Below are 18,819 nucleotides of genomic sequence, written 5' to 3'. Positions count from 1 at the left end.
CCGCGAGGGATATGGATTAAACGACGTTAGAGCGGGATGTTGTTATGCTTTTTCCAAGGCATCGCGGCTTTCTTGTTGCGCAACGAGGCAAAGGCGCGGGCAATCCGCTTGCGCGTGGTACGCGGCTGGATCACTTCGTCGATAAAGCCACGCTCTGCCGCGACAAAGGGGTTCGCGAAACGCTCTTCGTAGTCGGCGGTATGGCGCGCGATCTTTTCGGGGTCGTTCAGATCGGCACGGTGGATGATCTCTGTCGCGCCCTTGGCCCCCATCACGGCAATCTCGGCTGTGGGCCACGCGTAGTTGAAGTCGGACCGCAGGTGCTTGGACGCCATCACGTCATACGCGCCGCCATAGGCTTTGCGGGTGATGACTGTCACCATCGGCACTGTCGCTTCGCCATAGGCGAACAGCAGCTTGGCACCGTGTTTGATCACGCCGCCATATTCCTGCCCCGTACCGGGGAGAAAGCCGGGCACGTCCACCAGCGTCAGGATCGGAATTTCAAACGCATCGCAGAAGCGCACAAACCGCGCCGCCTTGCGCGAGCTGTCGATATCAAGGCAGCCCGCCAGCACCATCGGCTGGTTCGCGACCACACCCACGGTGCGCCCTTCGATACGGATAAAGCCGGTCAGGATGTTCTTGGCGAAGTCTTCCTGAATTTCGTAAAAGTCGCCTTCATCCGCGAGCTTGTGGATCAGCTCTTTCATGTCATAGGGCGTGTTGGCGTTGCTGGGCACCAATGTATCAAGCGACGCCTCGATCCGGTCGGGTTCGTCAAAGAACGGGCGCACAGGCGGCAGGTCGCGGTTGTTAGCGGGCAGGAAATCGACCAGACGACGCACCTCGGCCAGTGCTTCGACGTCATTTTCAAACGCGCCATCCGCGACGGAGGATTTGCGCGTGTGCGTCGTCGCGCCGCCCAACTCCTCTGCGGTGACCTGTTCGTTGGTCACGGTTTTGACCACGTCAGGGCCTGTCACGAACATATAGGACGTGTCTTTAACCATGAAGATAAAGTCAGTCATCGCAGGGGAATAGACCGCCCCGCCCGCACATGGCCCCATGATCACGCTGATCTGCGGGATCACACCGGAGGCTTCGATATTGCGCTGGAACACCTCGGCATAACCCGCGAGGCTGTCGACGCCCTCCTGAATACGCGCACCGCCGGAATCGTTGATCCCGATGACAGGCGCACCGTTCTGGATCGCCATATCCTGAATCTTGCAGATCTTCTGCGCGTGGGTCTGGGACAGCGACCCGCCAAAGACCGTGAAATCCTGACTGAAAACATAGACCAGACGGCCATTGATCGTGCCCCAACCGGTGACAACGCCATCACCTGCGGGTTTTTGCTGCTCCATCCCGAAGTCGGTGCAGCGGTGGGTGACGAACATGTCGAATTCTTCAAACGACCCATCATCAAGCAACAGGTCGATCCGCTCGCGGGCGGTCAGCTTGCCACGGGCGTGTTGCGCATCAATGCGCTTTTGCCCTCCGCCCAGTCGGGCGTCGTCGCGGCGGGTTTCAAGCTGTTCCAGAATATCTTTCATCACGCACCTCTATAAGATTTCCGCCACCGTAACGCCGCCCCCGCGCGAACCAAAGAGCATTTTTGCAAATTTGCAAAAAATATACACCCACGCATTTGCTAATTGAAAACTTGCAAATCGTTCGGTTACCGTATGGTTCTGGATAGACAAGATGCAACCGCAGGCATACTGATATGCAATGATCAAGGATAACCCCGTCCGTTTTCTGGATAAAACATCCCCCCCGCATATTTCCACGCTGATCCTTCTGTCGGGGATCGGGGCGCTGGCGATGAATATGTTCTTGCCAAGCCTTCCCGCTATGGCTGAATATTTCGACGCCGATTACGCTGTGATGCAGCTTTCCGTGCCGCTTTATCTGCTGTGTAGCGCGGTACTGCAGGTGCTGATCGGCCCGATTTCTGACAATCTGGGCCGCCGCAATGTGCTGCTATGGGGGTTGGCGATATATATGGTCGCGACGGTGGGCTGTATCTACGCCCCCACGACGGCTGTGTTCCTTGCGTTCCGCTGCGTGCAGGCCATCGTCGCCGTGTCGATGGTGCTGAGCCGCGCGGTGGTGCGCGATATGTTCGCCCAAGATAAAGCCGCCTCGATGATCGGCTATGTCACGATGGGCATGGCGCTGGTGCCCATGATCTCCCCCGCTGTGGGCGGCTTGCTGGAACAATCCTTCGGCTGGCAGGCGACCTTCTGGGCGATGTTCTGGATCGGGGCGCTGGTACTGGCGATCACATGGTTCGACCTTGGCGAGACCCACGTCGCGTCAGGGCGCACGCTGACCCAGCAATTCGCCGAATACCCCGAGCTGCTCGGCTCTCCGCGGTTCTGGGGGTACTCGATGGCGGCGGCCTGCTGCTCGGGGGCGTTCTTTGCCTACCTTGGCGGCGCGCCCTTCGTCGGCAGCGTCGTTTTCGGCATGGAACCGGCCGAGCTTGGCATCTATTTCGGCGCGCCCGCCGTGGGCTATTTCCTTGGCAACTTTATCACTGCCCGCAAAGCGACCGTGGTCGGCGTCAACACGCTGGTGCTTTGGGGCTGTCTGGCCAATGCGATTGGCGGGTCGGTGTCGATGATGATCTTCCTGCTGGGCTATGGATCGCCGCTGTCGTTCTTCGGGATGATGACGCTGGTGGGCCTTGGCAACGGGCTGTGCATCCCCAACGCCACCGCGGGCCTGTTGTCGGTGCGCCCGCATCTGGCGGGCACGGCGTCCGGGCTTGGCGGCGCGATCATGATTGGCGGTGGTGCGGGGCTGAGCATTTTGGCCGGTGCCCTGCTGAGCGAAGAAACCGGAGCCTATCCGCTGCTCTGGATCATGCTGGCCACCGCCGTCGCGGGCGTCGCGTCGATCTTGGTCGTGATCCGCCGTGAACGAGCGCTTGGTATCGCCTGACGGGCCTTGCCGCCGTTAGTTTGCAAAGATACGGTTTGCAGAACCGGAAACTTTGCAAAGGCCCCACCCCGATGGCGATCCAAAAGCTATACGCTGGCGCAAAACTGCGCGAGCTGCGCACCAATCTGGCTCATACCCAGAAAGAATTCGCCGCGCGGCTTGGCGTTTCCCTCCCGTACTTGAACCAGATGGAGAATAATAACCGACCTGTCAGCACCACGGTCGTCTTGGCGCTGGCGTCTGAATTCGGGATGGATGTCACCGAACTGTCGAGCGGGGACAGCGAACGGCTGGTCAGCGACATGCGCGAAGTCCTGTCTGATCCGGTGTTCGAGGGCGATGTGCTGCCGCTGGCCGATGTGCAGCTTGCGGCCTCCAACGCGCCGGGATTGGCGCGGGCGTTCATCAAGCTGCACCAAAGCCACCGCCAGACCCAGGAACGGCTGGCCTATCTGGACGAAGCCTTGGGCCGCGAAGATGCCCGCCCCTCGCCCAGCCCGTGGGAAGAGGTGCGCGACTTCTTCCATTATTGCGACAATTATCTGGATGCCGTGGACCGCGCCGCCGAGTATTTCGCCCGCGACACCGGCACCGGCCAAAGCCTGCGCGACACCACCCTAAAGGCGCTGTCCAGCGCAGGCATCACCGTCGCCTTCGACGAGACAGATGCCCTGCGCCGCTATGATCCGGCCAGCGGCGTGTTGCATGTCTCGGCCCGCGCATCACAAGCCACACAGACGTTCCAGATGCTGCTGCAGGTCGCCCTTGTGCGCCAGAACGACCTGCTTGAGGCAACCTTGGATTTCGCGCGTTTCAACAGCCATGCGGCCCGTGACATCGCGAAGATGGGGCTGGCGAACTACTTTGCCGGGGCCGCGCTGATGCCCTACGCCCGGTTTCTGGAGCGCGCCCAAAGCTGCCGCCACGACCTCGAGGTGCTGGCCTCTGATTTCGGGGCGTCGATCGAACAGGTCGCGCACCGGCTGTCGACGCTGCAACGCCCGGGGTCAAAGGGGATTCCGTTCTTCTTTGTCCGTGTGGATCAGGCGGGCACGATCACCAAACGCCATTCGGCCACCCGTTTGCAATTCGCGCGGTTTGGCGGAGCCTGCCCCCTGTGGAACGTGCACAGCGCCTTTGAAACGCCGGGCCGTTTCCTGCGTCAGCTGGCCGAAACGCCGGACGGGGTACGCTATATCTCGCTGGCGCGGGACATCTCGAAGCCGGCGGGGCGGTTTGGCGCGCCGGTGCGGCGCTATGCGATTTCGCTGGGGTGCGAGGTGCGCCATGCGCCCGCGCTGGTCTATGCCGACGGGATGGACACCACCCGCGCCTCGGCGTTTGAGCCTATCGGCATATCTTGCCGTATTTGCGAACGTAAACATTGCCACCAGCGGTCTGTGCCGCCGTTGGAACGCCAGTTGGTGGTGGACCCGAACCTGCGCGACGTGTTGCCCTATCAGGTGGATTGACCGCTTACCGCTTGGCCGCCCGCCATCCGGCGGCACGCGCCTGCGCCGCGCTGCAGAACCAGCGTTCGCCCTTGTCGGTGCGGATCACGGTCCGGTCATAGTCGTGCTGTCCGGGCACGTGAAAGATCCGCGTGCCCTTGCTGCTGACATTCCCCTTGATCACACAGCCGCCCGGCCCTGTCGAGGCGACGGGCTTTGGCGCTGCTTTAGAGGCTTTGCGATAGGCATCGGGGCGCTGCGTTTCATAGGCATGTACCCCGCGTCCCGCCCGTTTGGCCGCCGCTTCACGCGCGACATAGGCGCGGCTGTAGCGCGCGTAGGAAAAGGCCAGCCCCGCCGCGACCAAAGCTTCCCCCATATCCTGCCCCAAGGCGGCACAGCGCGCGACAATCCGGCCATATCGGTCGGTATCCACCCGCTGGCAGTCGGCCCGCTGGCCGTCATAGGTGGCGCGCACCTGCGCCGTCACCCAAGCGCCGCAGTTCAACACGCGCCCATCCGCTGCACGGCAAGGCTGATCCCCTTCGACCGCATCGATGCCGAAAAGCCGGATCCGCGTCTCACCCAATGCGATCGTATCCCCGTCGATCACCCGGATCTCGCCCGACAGGCGCGGTTCGACCGCCGCAGCGGGTTGCGTGAAAACGGCAAGCAAAGCCGCTGCGAAACATGAATGAAGGATGGGTTTCATATCCCGTTGATTGGGGCGTTTCCACGCCCCAATCAACCAGAGATATTAACTAAGGTTAACTTTCGCTAACACTTGTGGCCTCTCGACCAAGGGAGGGGGCAGTGCCTTAGCGCTGCGCGGTTTCCCAGTCGGGGTGAATCCAGGGCGCGTCATTCGCCGCGGCCAATGGATCAAGCCCCAGCACATGGTCCGAGATTTTCTCGCCCACCATGATCGACGGAGCGTTCAGGTTGCCATTGGTGATCCGCGGGAAGATCGAGCTGTCGGCGACGCGCAGCCCCTCTACCCCGATCACACGGCCCTGCGGATCGACCACCGCCTGCGGGTCATCGGCGCGGCCCATGCGGCAGGTACCACAGGGGTGATAGGCGCTTTCGGCATGTTCGCGAATGAAGGTATCAAGTTCCTCGTCGCTTTGCACATCGGCCCCCGGCTGGATTTCGTGTTTGACGAAGGGTTTGAAGGCGTCCTGCGCAAAGATCTCCCGGGTGAGGCGAATACAGGTGCGGAACTCCTCCCAATCCTTGTCTTGCGACATGTAGTTGAAAAAGATCTTCGGCGCGTCGGCCGGATTGCCCGAGGCCAGCGTGACAGACCCGCGCGAGGTCGACCGCATCGGCCCCACATGCGCCTGAAACCCGTGGCCTTCGGCGGCGGCCTGCCCGTCATAGCGCACGGCGATCGGCAGGAAGTGATACTGGATATCGGGGTATTTGATCCCCGCCTTCGACCGGATGAAGGCCGCGCTTTCGAACTGGTTCGACGCGCCCATGCCGGTTTTCGTGAACAACCACTGCGCGCCGATTGCGGCCTTGGAAAAGATGTTCCAGTGCTTGTACAGCGTGATTGGCTGGCTGGCGGCCATCTGGATATACAGTTCAAGGTGGTCTTGCAGGTTCTGCCCCACACCGGGACGGTCCGCGATCACCTCGATACCATGCTCTGCCAGATGGGCCGCAGGGCCGATGCCCGACAACATCAGCAGCTTGGGCGAGTTGATGGAGGACGCCGCGATGATCACCTCGCCGCTGGCGCGCAGCACCTCGGTCTTGCCAGCGCGCAGCACCTCGACCCCGACGGCACGACCGTCTTCGATCACGATGCGCTGCGCCAAGGCACGGACGAGTTCGACGTTGCCGGTCTTTTGCGCGGGCCGCAGATAGGCGTTGGCCGCGGACCAGCGGCGGCCCTTCCAGACCGTCTGCTCCATCGGGCCGAAACCTTCCTGTTTCTCGCCGTTATAATCGTCGGTCGCCTCATAGCCCGCTTGTTTGCCCGCCTCGACAAAGGCTTCGAACAAGGGGTTTTCACGGGGGCCACGGCTGACATGCAGCGGGCCGTCAGTGCCGCGCCAGTCGGGGTCGCCCCCGTGGCCGCCGTCATGCCAGCTTTCCATGCGTTTGAAATAGGGCAGCACATCGGCATAGCCCCAGCCGTCGGCCCCCTGCTCTTCCCAGTGGTCATAGTCCATCGCGTGCCCGCGCACATAGACCATCCCGTTGATCGACGACGACCCGCCGATCACCTTGCCACGCGGGGTCGCCAGACGACGGTTGTTCAGATGCGGTTCGGGTTCGGACTGGAACCCCCAGTCATAGGTTTTCATGTTCATCGGATAGGACAACGCCGCCGGCATCTGGATGAACGGCCCCGCATCGCTGCCACCATGTTCGATCACCAATACCTTGCGCCCTGCCGTGGCCAGGCGGTACGCCATCGCGCAGCCCGCGCTGCCCGCCCCTACGATAATAAATTCAGCTTCCATCCTATCGCCTTCCTTCCGTGAGTCTTGCGCGGGTCAAGGAGGCCGCAGGCCCCGCGCCCCCGGCGCGGCTTGTCCTTGACGCGCGCAAGACTCGCATCCCAACATTGTCGAGGTGACTTGAGGATCAGACCGATCCCTCAAGCACCTCTCAGCATATTCCGGCACGCCCTGCCCAAGCCCCCCTCTGTTGCCGAAGGAAAGCTCGAGCCGGATGCGCGCCCATCTATCGCATACGCGTCAGCGCAGCATTGGATCAGCGCCCTAGAAAGGCGCTTCCATATCGCCCATGCGCACATAGACGGTTTTCAACTGGCTATAGTGATCAATCGCCGCCTTGGAGTTCTCGCGCCCCACGCCCGAATTTTTCATGCCGCCAAAGGGAGCTTCGACCGGAGCGTCGTTATAGGTGTTGATATAGCAGGTGCCCGCCTCGAACCCCGCCGCGACGCGGTGCGCGCGGGACAGGTCTTTGGTGAACACACCGGCGGCGAGACCGAATTCGGTCGCATTGGCGCGGGCCATCACCTCTGCCTCGGTCTCGAAATCCAGCACCGACATGACCGGCCCGAAAATCTCTTCGCGGGCGATGGACATGTCGTCGGTCACATCGGCAAAGACGGTGGGCTGCATGTAAAACCCGTCGCGGTCGATTGCTGCCCCGCCATAGACCAGACGCGCGCCTTCGGCCTTGCCCTTTTCGACATAGCCAAGCGCGATCTCCATCTGACGTTTCGATACCATCGGGCCAAAGCTGGTGTCAGGGTCCATCGGGTCGCCGATCACGGCGGTGTCCAGACGCTCGGCCAAGCGTTTCAGGAATGCCTCTTTGATGTCGCGGTGCACGAAGACGCGGGTGCCGTTCGAACAGATCTGACCCGAGCTGTAGAAATTGCCCAAGATCGCGCCGCTGATGGCGTTTTCGATATCCGCGTCCTCGAACACGATCATGGGGGACTTGCCGCCCAGTTCCATCGTGACATGTTTGATGCCTTCCGCGGCTGCGGCATAGACCTTGCGGCCCGTGGGCACAGAACCGGTGAGCGAGACCTTATCGACGCGCGGGTCGGTCACAAGGGACGCCCCCACTTCGCCCATGCCCTGCACAACGTTATACAGACCGGCAGGCAGCCCTGCCTCTACCAGAATTTCCGCGACTTTCAGCGCGCAAAGCGGCGTCGTCTCGGACGGTTTGAAGATGATCGAGTTCCCACAGGCCAGCGCCGGTGCGCCCTTCCAGCACGCGATCTGCGTCGGATAGTTCCATGCGCCGATGCCAACACAGACCCCCAGCGGTTCGCGGCGGGTATAGACCCAGTCTTCGCCCAGCTGGATATGCTCCCCCGTCAGCGAGGCCGCCAGACCGCCGAAATATTCCAGCGCATCCGCACCGCTGGTCGCATCCGCAACCGAGGTTTCCTGATAGGGTTTGCCGGTGTCATACGTCTCGAGGATCGACAGATCGTGATTGCGTTCGCGCATGATGTCAGCAGCGCGGCGCAGGATACGGCCCCGTTCGGTGCCGGTCATCGCGGCCCAAGCAGCCTGCGCGTCCCGCGCGGCGGTGATGGCTTTCTCGACGATCTGAGGCGTGGCGGCATAGACGGTCGCGATGACCTCGCCCGTGGCCGGATAGATCACCTCGATCGGGGTGCCGTTGGTATCTTCGACATATTCGCCGTTGATGAAATGGCTGGCGGTGGGTTGCGTTTGCATAGGTCTCTCTTTTCGGTTGGGCCCCGCCCGTATGGCGGGGCCGCTTAGGTTTAAGGGTTATTCGGCCGGGATATTGGCGTTGCCATCCAGCCCGTGCAGGTGACGGCGTTTGACAAAGAACATATAGCCAAGCGCCAGCAGGTAGATGCCGATCACGATGGTCCCGACCCACTGGATCTGCAGCCATTGGCTTTGGAACAGCAGGGTCAGCACAAACAGGCCGATGGCGTTGGCCAGCACGTAAGACACGGTGCCAAAGCGTTCGGTCGTGAAGTTGAGGTTATCGGTGTAAAGCCGGATCAGACTGTCGAAAGAGTTGATCACGAACACAATGCCCACGATGGTCATGGCCCAATTCGGGAAGCCCGCGGTGCCGATGCCGTTCAGGTGGTAGTAATACAGCACCGAGAACCACAACCCCAAGGGGATCGACGGGAATACCAGCAAAGATGCCAGCAGTTGCCATGTCTTCAGCCCGCCAACAAAGCGGCTGACGAACTGCCCGATCATGATAGACCAGGCGAACCACCAGAACAGGTAGAATTCGTGGTAATCCGTCAGCGGGATAATGAACTTGTGGATGTTCGCGAAATAGCCACCAAGGTTGCTTGCCGTTGAGGCGAATTCGCCAAAGCCCATGCCGGCGTTCAGCCACATGTAAGCGATCAGCGCCAGAAACAGCAGGGTCGAGCTGACCGACAACACACGCACGAACTTCAGATCGGTGGAGCTGAAAGCCGCAATCAGGATCACGAGGAAGCAGATCAGGTAGAAGACCGGCAGGATCGTCTCTCCGTCGCCGACCTCGGCGATGTAATACGGCATATAGATCAGGAACAACGCACCGGTGAAGGCGCAGGTGGTGATGATGACGATGTTGTTCAGCAGTTTGATCGCTGGGATCTCGAAGAACTTCACCCGCGGCTCGATGGCGCAGAAATAGAAGGTTGTCAGGAAGTAGAACGTCCAGATCAGAAAGCCCCAGAACCCGAATTCAAGCGCCAGCGGGTTGGTGAACCCATAGGCTGGCTCGGTGGTCGTATCCGCATAAAGCGGGAAGTCGAAGGCCAGCGGGAACATGATCAGCCCCACATCCAGCCCCGACGTGAAGAGGATCGCGATAAAGGTGAACAGCGGCACCGGCGTCACGCCGGTCAGCGGCAGGTTCCACCACTTGATCGTACAGAAAATAGTTAAGCCCAAAGCCAGTATGACCCCGAACGAAATGATGGTCGTTAACATTGTGTCCCTCCGTGTTGGGGGTGCATTATTGGTTTGGTTGCCCGCACCCCTTGGGCAGTCGTTCTATTCGCCGCGCGGAAAACGTTTATTCTCTTCCAGCACGTTCAGATCCATGTGGTTGCGCATGTATTGCTCTGACGCATTGCGCAGCGGCTGGTGATCCCACGGATAGTACCCGCCCTTGCGCAGCGCCTCGTAGACGACCCAACGGCGGGCCTGGCTTTTGCGGACATCGGCATCGAAGGCGGCCAGATCCCAGCGGGCGTCGGCCTTGGCCGACAGGGTGAGCCGCGTGCCCTGATGGGCAGGTTCTTCGGCAAGGTTGGTCAGCTCGTGCGGATCGGTTTCCAGATCGAACAGTTGGTCAGGATCAAGGGCGCAGCGGTTGAACTTCCACTTGCCGTAGCGCAGTGAGACCATCGGCGCATAAGACGCCTCTGCCGCGTATTCCATGGCGACGGGTTCGGTGCGTTCCACCCCCTGCCCCATGGGCACCAGCGATTGCCCCGTGGTCCATTCCATCACCTCGTCCATGGACACGCCTGCCAGATCACAGACGGTGGGGCACACGTCGATATTGCTGACCGGCGTGGTCTGCAAACCGGGTGCCATCTGCGGGGCGGCGATCATCATCGGGACGCGGGACGACCCTTCGAAAAAGCTCATCTTGAACCAGAGCCCCCGCTCGCCCAGCATATCGCCGTGATCCGAGCAGAAGATGACAATCGCCTCTTGGCGCGTGTCCTCAAGCGTTTGCAGGATCTCACCGATCTTGTCGTCAAGATAGCTGATGTTGGCAAAGTAAGCCTGACGCGAACGTTTGATATCGCGTTCGGTGATGTCAAAACTGCGCCAATCGTTCGCGTCAAAGATACGTTTCGAATGGTTGTCCTGATTTTCATACCCCAGATCCGGCACCTCGGGCAGCAGGTGGTCGCAATCGTTGTACAGATCCCAGTATTTCTTGCGTGCGACATAGGGGTCATGGGGGTGCGTAAAGCTGGCAGTCAGGCACCATGGGCGCGGATCCAGACCGCGGGACAGGTCGTAAATCTTGCGCGTCGCCTCATAGGCCACGGCGTCGTCATATTCCATCTGGTTACTGGTTTCCGCCACACCTGCGCCGGTCACCGACCCCATATTGTGATACCACCAGTCAATGCGTTCCCCCGGCTTGCGATAGTCCGGCGTCCAGCCGAAATCGGCGGGGTAGATATCGGTGGTCAGGCGTTCCTCGAACCCGTGCAGCTGATCGGGGCCGACGAAATGCATCTTGCCCGACAGGCAGGTCTGATAGCCCGCACGCCGCAGATGGTGGGCGTAGGTGGGCACGCTCGACGCGAACTCTGCCGCGTTGTCATAGACGCCCGTCGCCGACGGAAGTTGCCCCGACATGAACGCCGCCCGCCCCGGCGCGCACAGCGGGCTGGCGGTATAGGCGTTCTTGAACCGCGTCGACCGCGCCGCCAGCTTTTTGAGGTTCGGAGCATGCAGCCAGTCGGCGGGGCCGTCGGGAAACAGCGTGCCGTTCAACTGGTCGACCATCAGGATCAGGATATTGGGCTGGGTCATTCTTTGGCCCCCACAAGCATATGCAGCACCGACAGGGCGCGGTCACTGGCGGCGCGGGCGCTGCCCTCGTCCGACAAGGCGGCACGCAGGTAAAGCCCGTCGATCAGGGCGGCCAGCGTATCGGCATCCCCTGCCGGATCATCCGAGATCGGGCGCAGCGCATAGGTCAGGTTCGACCGCAACCGCTTTTGATACACCACCAGCAAACGGTAGGTTTCGGTATTGGTCCGCGAGGAGGCATAGAGCGTCATCCAGGCGCTGACCGTTGCCGGATCGAAATAACTTTCGTCAAAGCTCGCGCGGATGATCGCCTCGGCCCGTCCCAGCGGGGATTTGTTCAGACGCAGCTCGCGGCGGACCTCGGCGCTGTATTCCGTCAGGATATAGCGCATGGCCGCCAGAAAGATCTGATCCTTGCCACCAAAATAGTGATGCGCCAGCGCCGAGGACATCCCCGCGCGGCGCGCGATCTGGCCGACCGTCACATCCAGTGACTGGGCAGCACCGATTTCGGCAATCGTCGCTTTGACCAAGGCGTCGCGGCGAATAGGCTCCATTCCGACTTTGGGCATAAAGAATCCTTAGTGGTTTGATAGCGTCTGGCCATCAAACCTACGTTTATTGACTGACAAGTCAATAAAAACCTGAGAGCGGATCAACTCAGGGTTTAGTTACATTCCAACCGGCGGCGTTGCTAGAATTTCGTCGCCGGCGTGGCGGGGGTGATCTGGCGTTTCAGCATCGCCTCGCGCCATGTGATAAACGTCACCGACCCAAGGATCACCGCCCCGCCAAGAACGACCCAGATATCAATGGGTTCAGCAAAAACGACAGCCCCTAGGGCCGTGGCCCAAACCAGTTGCAGGAAGGTCACCGGCTGGGTCACCGTCAGCGGTGCTGCGGCAAAAGCCAGCGTCATGGTGTAGTGGCCTGCGGTTGCAAAACAGGCGACAGCGGCGAGGATTCCGATCTCCTCCCACGTGGGGGTGATCCAGTTGGCAAGCGCGAAGGGGGCCAGAAACAGCGTCACGAACAGCGACATCATCGCGACGACGACCGACGGGCGCACCTCATCCGCAAGCACTTTGGCCAGCAAATAGGCCCCGCCAAACACCACCGCCGCGATCAGCATCGCGAAATGCCCGCCGGTCAGCTCTCGAAACCCCGGTCGCAGGATGATCGCGGCCCCGACCAGCCCCAGCACGACCGCAATGATCCGGCGCAGGGCCAAGCTCTCGCCCAGAAACAGCGCGGCCCCGATGGTGACATAGATCGGCGCAAGATAGTTCATCGCCGTCACCTCGGCGATAGAGATACGGGTCATGGCGTAGAACCAAAGGATAACGCCCACCCCATGCAGCCCGCCGCGTACCGAAAAAAGCGCCCATTGGCGGCGCGACAGCTTCGCCTCGCGCAGCGCGCCAATCGCGGGCAGCAGGAACACCAAGCCAAAGCCATAACGGATAAAAGCAGCTTCGGAGGACGGCAGGCGCGGGCCCATATGTTTGACCAAGGCGGTCACGCAAATGAAACACAGGCCGGTCACGACCATCCAGAAGATACCGGTGACGGGGCGTTGGGGATGTGCAGTTGTCATGGGCGCAACATTCCCCAACCCTTCCCCAAGGGCAAGGTCACATCAGCAGAAGTTTCAAAGCAATTGCCCACATGGTCAGCGCAATCACACCATCCAGAATTTGCCAGCTGCGCGGCTTGCTGAAAAACGGCCCCAACAGGCGCGCGCCATAGCCCAGGCTGAAAAAGAAAACAAAGCTCGCCGTGACCGCACCTGCCCCGAAGGCAAGGCGGCTTTCATATTGCGCGGCGATGGACCCCAGCAGCACGACGGTATCAAGATAGACATGCGGGTTCAGCCAGGTCAGCGCGAGCAGGGTCAGGATCGTGCGGCGCAGGCTGGTTTGCGCGGCCCCGTCAGCGGCCAGCGCATGGCCGCCCTGCCAAGCCGATCGCGCGTTCTGGAAACCGTACCAGATCAGGAACGCCGCCCCGCCGTAGCGCATCAGTGTTTCGAACCAGGGCACCGCCGTGGCCAGCGCACCGAACCCCGCCACCCCTGCGGCGATCAGCACCGCATCCGACAAGGCGCAGGTCAGGCAGACCCAAAAGACATGCTGCAACCGCAAGCCTTGGCGCAAGACAAAGGCGTTCTGCGCCCCGATAGCCAGAATCAAGGTCAGGCCCAAGGCAAAGCCGGGTAAGAAGGCGGTCATATGTCAAAAGCTCCGTCGGGAATCTGGGCCGGTCTCGGGCAAGATGCACCGCCGGACCCCACCCAAAAATAAATTTTCATCCCCTGCAACCCCAACTTTATTGTTGCGGCCGCGAAACATTTGCGTGATTGGGCCCGTTACTACTAGCGAACCACAGATACAGCGCCTATCTGACCCGCATACAACCAAGGAATAATGTCATGTTCGACGACAAACAGAAGCTGGAAATCAGCCAAGATGAATTGGCGCTTATCGAAGCAGCCCTGCACACACAGTCCAAGATCCTGAGCGTTCAGGCAAGCGCAGGCGGATCAAAGGCCTTGGGGCACCTCAACGAGGTCAAACGCGTCCTCGCCTCTATCTCGCAGCAGCGCGTGCGCGACACCACGACCAAACCGGCCTGGGGTGGTCTTTTTCGCATGGCGCGCCTTTTGGGATAAATTCGGCCCCAAACGCTGACACAAAAAAACCGCCCCGCAGCTAAGCCAGGGGCGGTTTTTTTGTGTCTCGCGGGCGTGTGACGCAACCGCCCCCCGCCAAAGCAAAGCCCCGCCGCGACATGGGTCGCTGGCGGGGCGTAAATGCTACAGCTGCTCCATCACCTCGTCAGAGGCTTCGAAGTTCGCGGTGACCCGCTGCACGTCGTCGTCGTCTTCCAGGGCGTCGATCAGCTTCATCAGCTTTTCCATCCCTTCCAGATCCATTTCGGTCGTGGTGGTCGGACGCCAGACCAGCTTGGTGCTGTCGGATTCGCCCAACTCGGCCTCAAGCGCGGTGCTGACATCGTTCAGGTCGGTATCCATGCACCAGATCACATGCCCCTCATCCGAGCTTTCGACGTCTTCCGCACCGGCTTCGATGGCGGCCATCATCACGGTGTCGGCATCGCCAACGCTGGCGGGATAGGTGATTTCGCCCTTACGGTCGAACATAAAGCCGACGCTGCCGGTCTCGCCCAGATTGCCACCGTTCTTGGTGAAGGTGGACCGCACGGTCGACGCGGTGCGGTTGCGGTTGTCGGTCATCGCCTCGACAATGACGGCAACACCATTGGGGCCGTAGCCTTCATAGCGGATTTCTTCGTAATCCTCGCCCTCGCCGCCGACGGCTTTCTTGATCGCGCGTTCGATGTTGTCCTTGGGCATGGACTGACCCTTGGCCTCTTTCACCGCCAGACGCAGACGCGGGTTCTTGTCCGGATCGGGTTCGCCCATCTTCGCCGCGATGGTGATTTCTTTGGAGAGCTTGGAAAACACCTTGGCGCGCAGTTTGTCCTGACGGCCCTTACGGTGCTGGATATTTGCCCATTTTGAGTGACCTGCCATGGTGACCTCACATGCTAAAATTCTCGGTTGGCTCTCTATACGGCAGCCCACGCGCCTGAACAAGCCACCGCGCACGACCGCGCACGCGGGCGGTATGGCCGGGTTTGGGGCAGACAGGCGCGCGGGCGGCTGCTAGGGCTTTGGTCGCAGTTCACGCAAGGTACGCCCACATGACCACCAATCAAATCATCCTGTTCACCCTGTTTGCCGCCGTGTTTGGCATGCTCTTGTGGGGGCGGTTCCGCTATGACCTTGTCGCCTTTGCCGCGCTGATGGTTGCCGTGGTGCTGGGGGTCGTCGACAGCAAGGATGCCTTTGCGGGTTTTGGTCACCCTGCGACGCTGGTGGTCGCGCTGGTGCTGATCGTATCGGCGGGGCTGACGCGGTCTGGCGCGGTGTTGCTGATCACCCGCACGCTGGTCGATGCCTCGCGCAGCCTTGGCGGGCATATTACGCTGATGGGGGTCATCGGCGGGGTGCTGTCAGCCTTCATGAACAACGTCGCAGCCCTTGCGCTGCTGATGCCGGTCGACATCCAGACCGCCCGCAAGGCCGGTCGATCCCCGGGGTTGAGCCTGATGCCGCTGAGCTTTGCCACGATCCTTGGCGGCATGGCGACGCTGATCGGGACGCCGCCCAATATCATCATCGCCTCAATCCGACAGGAATCCCTTGGCGCACCGTTTCGTATGTTCGATTTCGCCCCTGTGGGCGGGATAGCGGCGGCGGCGGGGCTGGCCTTTGTCGCGCTGATCGGCTGGCGCTTGATCCCGCAGCGCGAGAACAACGTGCTGGGCCCCGAAGACCTGTCCCCCTATCTGGCAGAGCTGACGATCCCCGAAGGCAATGCCCAGATCGGTAAACGTCTGGCAGAGCTTCAGGACGCTGCCGAGAAGGCCGATGTCGCCATGCTGGGGGTGATCCGGGACGGCAAGCGCCGCTACGGCCAGTCACGCAACCTGCCCCTGCGCGCAGGCGACGCGCTGGTGCTTGAAGCGACGCCCGATGCGCTGGACGAATTTCGCAGCACGCTGGACCTGCATGTCGCCGACGCCGACCGCGAAGACCGCCTGCGCGCCGATGGCGAAGGGGTCGAGATCATCGAGGTCGTGGTCACCAGCGATTCCCGACTGAACGGCCGTTCGGCTCAGGCGGTCGGCCTGTCGTGGCGGCAGCGCTCCGTGCTGCTGGGGGTATCGCGGCGCGGCAAACGCATCACCTCGCAACTGCGCAAGACCGAGCTGCAGGTGGGGGATATTCTGCTGCTGCTCGTGCCGCGCGATACCGCGTCCCATGTGGTCGAATGGCTGGGCGTGCTGCCCCTTGCTGACCGCGGGTTGGCGGTGACCGAAAACCACAAGGTCTGGCTGGCCATCGGCCTGTTTGGCGGCGCGGTTACGGCGGCGAGCTTTGGGTTGATCTACCTGCCCGTCGCCCTGGGGCTGGTCGTCATCGCCTATGTGCTGGCGCGGATCGTCCCGCTGTCGGAGCTGTACACCCATATCGAATGGCCGGTCGTCGTCTTGCTGGGGTCTATGATCCCGCTGGGGGCAGCGCTCGAAAGCTCTGGCGGGACGGAGTTGATTGCCGGCGCGCTTGTCGGATTGACCCAAGGGCTGCCCGCATGGGTGGTGCTGACGGTGCTGATGCTGGTCACCATGACCCTGTCGGATGTGCTGAATAACACCGCCACCACCATCGTCGCCGCCCCCGTGGGCATCCAGATGGCGGCAAGCCTTGATGTCTCTCCCGACCCGTTCCTGATGGCGGTCGCCGTCGCCGCATCAAGCGCATTCCTGACGCCCATCGGGCATAAGAACAACACGCTTATCCTTGGTCCCGGGGGCTATAGCTTTGGCGATTACTGGCGCATGGGGCTGCCGCTTGAGATTATCGTCGTCGCGGTGTCCATTCCGGCTATTCTGGTGTTCTGGCCGCTTTAGGGCGCGCGACCATTGGAGGTGCCGGGGGCCAGCCCCCGGACCCCCGGGATTTTTGCCATTTGGAAGCGCGGGGTCGGCGCTACCAGAAGAGCGGGATCATCATGGAGACGAGCAGCGACATCGACAGGTTGAGCGGAATGCCGATGCGCATGAAATCGGTGAAACGGTAGCCGCCCGGCCCATAGACCAGCGTGTTGGTCTGGTAGCCGATGGGGGTGGCAAAGGCGCAAGACGCCGCGATCATCACCGCGACCACCAGGGGGCGCGGGTCCATGCCAAGTGCGGACCCGAGGCTGATGGCAATCGGTGTCATGATCACCGCCACCGCGTTGTTCGACACGATCTCTGTCAGGGTTGTCGTCAGCAGGAACACCGCGAAGATCACATAGAACGGCGACAGCGTGCCGAGTAAGGGTGCGATATTGTCAACGATCAGGCTGATCGCGCCGGAATTTTGCAACCCTGCCCCGACCGCAAGCATCGAGAAGATCAGCGCCAGCAGACGGCCATCGACAAAGCTGAAGGCCTCTTCCGCGTCGATACAGCCCGTGACCAGGACCAACGCCACGGCTAGCACGGCCAGTAGCAGGATCGGCGCGACATTCAGCGCGGCCAAGACCACGATCCCCACCAGCGCCGCGATGGCGATCGGGGCATGCCCCCGCCGGAAGGCCCGTGCAGACGGCTGCGAGACGTCGACCATATCCATATCCGAGGCAAGGCGCTGGATATCCTCCATCGCGCCTTCAAGCAGCAGCGTGTCACCGACCTTGACGATGAGGTCGTCAAGCTGGCGACCGATGTTCTGGTTCCGCCGGTGTACCGCCAAAGGGTACACCCCATAGCGCCGGCGCAGACGCAGCGCCCCGAGCGTGCGGCCCACCATCTTGCAGCCCGGCGTGATCAGCACCTCTACGGTCGAGGTTTCCACCGCCGAGACCTGATCGACGCGCTTGAGCTCTTTATTCGCCTGAAGGCTGAGCAGTTCCGTCATCTGGGTCCGCAGAACCACACGGTCACCGACCCGCAGCTCGACACTGGCCAGATCGCGGCGCAACGATTGATCGCCGCGCACCACGTCGATCAGCCGCACGCCTTCGCGTTTGAATAGCTGCACGTCAAGCACCTCGCGCCCGATCAGGTTGGAGTCGGGCGGGATCACGGCTTCGGTGAAGAACTTCATCTTGGAGCGGTCCGACAGCATATTTGCCATACTGTCGCGCGCGGGCAGCAGTTTGGGGGCGAAGACGGCCATATAGATCAGGCCCCAGGCGCAGACGACCAGACCGATGGGCAGGATTTCGAAAATGCCAAACGGCTCCAGCCCTTGCGACCGTGCGACACCGTCCACCAGAAGGTTGGTCGAGGTCCCGATCAGCGTCAGGGAGCCGCCCATGATCGCCGCATAGCTCAGCGGGATCAGCAGTTTGGAGGCTTTGGTGCCAAGCGTCTGGCTGAGCTGCACCACGACCGGAATCATCACCACCACCACGGGCGTGTTGTTCATCACCGCCGAGGCCGCCATGACGGCCACGATCACGCCCACCACCGCCGTTTTCGGATGCGTCTTGGCATAGCGTTCGGCCATGCGCGTCAGCACATCCAGCGCGCCCGTGCGCACCAGCGCGCCCATCACGATGAACATCGCGGCAATGGTCCAGGGGGCAGAGTTTTGCAGCACCGCCTGCGCATCGTCATAGGGCAAGATGCCAAGCGCCAGCATGATGGCCGCCCCTGACAGGGCCACGACCTCGGTCGGGAGGGATTCGCGCAGGAACATGACGAACATGATCACAACGACGGTCAATGCCAGGATGGCAGAGGTGCTATCCGACAGGTTTAGAAAGTCCATTCAGGTATATCCGGCCTTGGGCAGATGAAAATCAGACTGCAGTGTCGTTGATTGCAAC

At 61.5% G+C, this 18,819-nt stretch carries 15 protein-coding genes; 4 read left to right on the top strand and 11 right to left on the bottom strand.

Features of this window, described 5'->3' with window-relative positions:
* Nucleotides 1–26: 26 nt before the first annotated feature.
* A complete protein-coding gene (locus B4F27_RS08700) occupies nucleotides 27–1,559 on the bottom strand; it encodes an acyl-CoA carboxylase subunit beta (RefSeq protein WP_005852320.1) in 1,533 nt (510 codons plus the stop codon).
* 178 nt (nucleotides 1,560–1,737) lie between these two features.
* Between B4F27_RS08700 and B4F27_RS08695 the strand changes: the two genes are divergently transcribed.
* Both B4F27_RS08695 and B4F27_RS08690 read left to right on the top strand, forming a co-directional pair.
* Nucleotides 1,738–2,955, top strand: a complete 1,218-nt coding sequence (locus B4F27_RS08695) for a multidrug effflux MFS transporter (RefSeq protein ID WP_005852318.1) — start codon at nucleotides 1,738–1,740, stop codon at nucleotides 2,953–2,955.
* Nucleotides 2,956–3,026: 71 nt separating this feature from the next.
* On the top strand, nucleotides 3,027–4,427 hold the full coding sequence (locus B4F27_RS08690; RefSeq protein ID WP_286759448.1) for a helix-turn-helix domain-containing protein: 1,401 nt from the start codon (nucleotides 3,027–3,029) through the stop codon (nucleotides 4,425–4,427).
* Between the two features lie 4 nt (nucleotides 4,428–4,431).
* Here the strand turns inward: B4F27_RS08690 and B4F27_RS08685 are convergent, their stop codons facing one another.
* The 8 genes from B4F27_RS08685 to B4F27_RS08650 all read right to left on the bottom strand — a co-directional run bounded on the left by B4F27_RS08685 (nucleotide 4,432) and on the right by B4F27_RS08650 (nucleotide 13,641).
* Nucleotides 4,432–5,118, bottom strand: coding sequence for a thermonuclease family protein (locus B4F27_RS08685; protein WP_286759447.1), 687 nt, complete (start codon nucleotides 5,116–5,118; stop codon nucleotides 4,432–4,434).
* Between the two features lie 106 nt (nucleotides 5,119–5,224).
* Nucleotides 5,225–6,883, bottom strand: coding sequence for a choline dehydrogenase (gene betA, locus B4F27_RS08680; RefSeq protein ID WP_286759446.1), 1,659 nt, complete (start codon nucleotides 6,881–6,883; stop codon nucleotides 5,225–5,227).
* Nucleotides 6,884–7,144: 261 nt separating this feature from the next.
* Complete coding sequence (gene betB, locus B4F27_RS08675; RefSeq protein WP_074635540.1) at nucleotides 7,145–8,596, bottom strand: betaine-aldehyde dehydrogenase; 1,452 nt, start codon at nucleotides 8,594–8,596, stop codon at nucleotides 7,145–7,147.
* Between the two features lie 57 nt (nucleotides 8,597–8,653).
* Entirely contained in the window at nucleotides 8,654–9,838 is a 1,185-nt protein-coding gene (locus B4F27_RS08670; protein ID WP_286759445.1) for a BCCT family transporter, read from the bottom strand.
* Nucleotides 9,839–9,901: 63 nt separating this feature from the next.
* A complete protein-coding gene (betC, locus tag B4F27_RS08665) occupies nucleotides 9,902–11,410 on the bottom strand; it encodes a choline-sulfatase (protein ID WP_074635537.1) in 1,509 nt (502 codons plus the stop codon).
* Nucleotides 11,407–11,982 (bottom strand): choline-binding transcriptional repressor BetI, encoded by a 576-nt coding sequence (gene betI, locus B4F27_RS08660; protein WP_286759444.1) that lies wholly within the window; start codon nucleotides 11,980–11,982, stop codon nucleotides 11,407–11,409. Before betI ends, betC begins: the two co-directional genes overlap by 4 nt.
* Nucleotides 11,983–12,104: 122 nt before the next feature.
* Entirely contained in the window at nucleotides 12,105–13,007 is a 903-nt protein-coding gene (locus B4F27_RS08655) for a DMT family transporter (protein ID WP_005852306.1), read from the bottom strand.
* Nucleotides 13,008–13,044: 37 nt separating this feature from the next.
* Nucleotides 13,045–13,641, bottom strand: coding sequence for a LysE/ArgO family amino acid transporter (locus B4F27_RS08650; protein WP_286759443.1), 597 nt, complete (start codon nucleotides 13,639–13,641; stop codon nucleotides 13,045–13,047).
* A gap of 200 nt (nucleotides 13,642–13,841) precedes the next feature.
* On the opposite strand from B4F27_RS08650, the gene B4F27_RS08645 reads away from it, so the two are divergent.
* The gene (locus B4F27_RS08645; protein WP_009826495.1) at nucleotides 13,842–14,081 is read left to right on the top strand and encodes a hypothetical protein; all 240 of its coding nucleotides are present in this window, start codon (nucleotides 13,842–13,844) and stop codon (nucleotides 14,079–14,081) included.
* A gap of 144 nt (nucleotides 14,082–14,225) precedes the next feature.
* On the opposite strand, the gene B4F27_RS08640 is transcribed toward B4F27_RS08645, so the two are convergent.
* Entirely contained in the window at nucleotides 14,226–14,966 is a 741-nt protein-coding gene (locus B4F27_RS08640) for a YebC/PmpR family DNA-binding transcriptional regulator (protein ID WP_064217409.1), read from the bottom strand.
* Between the two features lie 170 nt (nucleotides 14,967–15,136).
* Here B4F27_RS08640 and B4F27_RS08635 point away from each other — a divergent pair, with 170 nt between their 5' ends.
* Nucleotides 15,137–16,909 (top strand): SLC13 family permease, encoded by a 1,773-nt coding sequence (locus B4F27_RS08635; protein WP_286759442.1) that lies wholly within the window; start codon nucleotides 15,137–15,139, stop codon nucleotides 16,907–16,909.
* Nucleotides 16,910–16,988: 79 nt separating this feature from the next.
* On the opposite strand, the gene B4F27_RS08630 is transcribed toward B4F27_RS08635, so the two are convergent.
* Entirely contained in the window at nucleotides 16,989–18,761 is a 1,773-nt protein-coding gene (locus tag B4F27_RS08630; protein WP_286759441.1) for an SLC13 family permease, read from the bottom strand.
* Between the last annotated feature and the right edge of the window lie 58 nt (nucleotides 18,762–18,819).

The organism is Sulfitobacter sp. UBA1132, assembly GCF_002311545.1.
Lineage (GTDB): Bacteria > Pseudomonadota > Alphaproteobacteria > Rhodobacterales > Rhodobacteraceae > Sulfitobacter > Sulfitobacter pontiacus.
This window is presented reverse-complemented; position numbering and strand designations above follow the sequence as displayed.

Coding starts and splice junctions, on each gene's coding strand:
- B4F27_RS08700 (WP_005852320.1), bottom strand. CDS start 1,559: ATGAAAGATATTCTGGAACAGCTTGAAACCCGCCGCGACGACGCCCGA.
- B4F27_RS08695 (WP_005852318.1), top strand. CDS start 1,738: ATGATCAAGGATAACCCCGTCCGTTTTCTGGATAAAACATCCCCCCCG.
- B4F27_RS08690 (WP_286759448.1), top strand. CDS start 3,027: ATGGCGATCCAAAAGCTATACGCTGGCGCAAAACTGCGCGAGCTGCGC.
- B4F27_RS08685 (WP_286759447.1), bottom strand. CDS start 5,118: ATGAAACCCATCCTTCATTCATGTTTCGCAGCGGCTTTGCTTGCCGTT.
- betA (WP_286759446.1), bottom strand. CDS start 6,883: ATGGAAGCTGAATTTATTATCGTAGGGGCGGGCAGCGCGGGCTGCGCG.
- betB (WP_074635540.1), bottom strand. CDS start 8,596: ATGCAAACGCAACCCACCGCCAGCCATTTCATCAACGGCGAATATGTC.
- B4F27_RS08670 (WP_286759445.1), bottom strand. CDS start 9,838: ATGTTAACGACCATCATTTCGTTCGGGGTCATACTGGCTTTGGGCTTA.
- betC (WP_074635537.1), bottom strand. CDS start 11,410: ATGACCCAGCCCAATATCCTGATCCTGATGGTCGACCAGTTGAACGGC.
- betI (WP_286759444.1), bottom strand. CDS start 11,982: ATGCCCAAAGTCGGAATGGAGCCTATTCGCCGCGACGCCTTGGTCAAA.
- B4F27_RS08655 (WP_005852306.1), bottom strand. CDS start 13,007: ATGACAACTGCACATCCCCAACGCCCCGTCACCGGTATCTTCTGGATG.
- B4F27_RS08650 (WP_286759443.1), bottom strand. CDS start 13,641: ATGACCGCCTTCTTACCCGGCTTTGCCTTGGGCCTGACCTTGATTCTG.
- B4F27_RS08645 (WP_009826495.1), top strand. CDS start 13,842: ATGTTCGACGACAAACAGAAGCTGGAAATCAGCCAAGATGAATTGGCG.
- B4F27_RS08640 (WP_064217409.1), bottom strand. CDS start 14,966: ATGGCAGGTCACTCAAAATGGGCAAATATCCAGCACCGTAAGGGCCGT.
- B4F27_RS08635 (WP_286759442.1), top strand. CDS start 15,137: ATGACCACCAATCAAATCATCCTGTTCACCCTGTTTGCCGCCGTGTTT.
- B4F27_RS08630 (WP_286759441.1), bottom strand. CDS start 18,761: ATGGACTTTCTAAACCTGTCGGATAGCACCTCTGCCATCCTGGCATTG.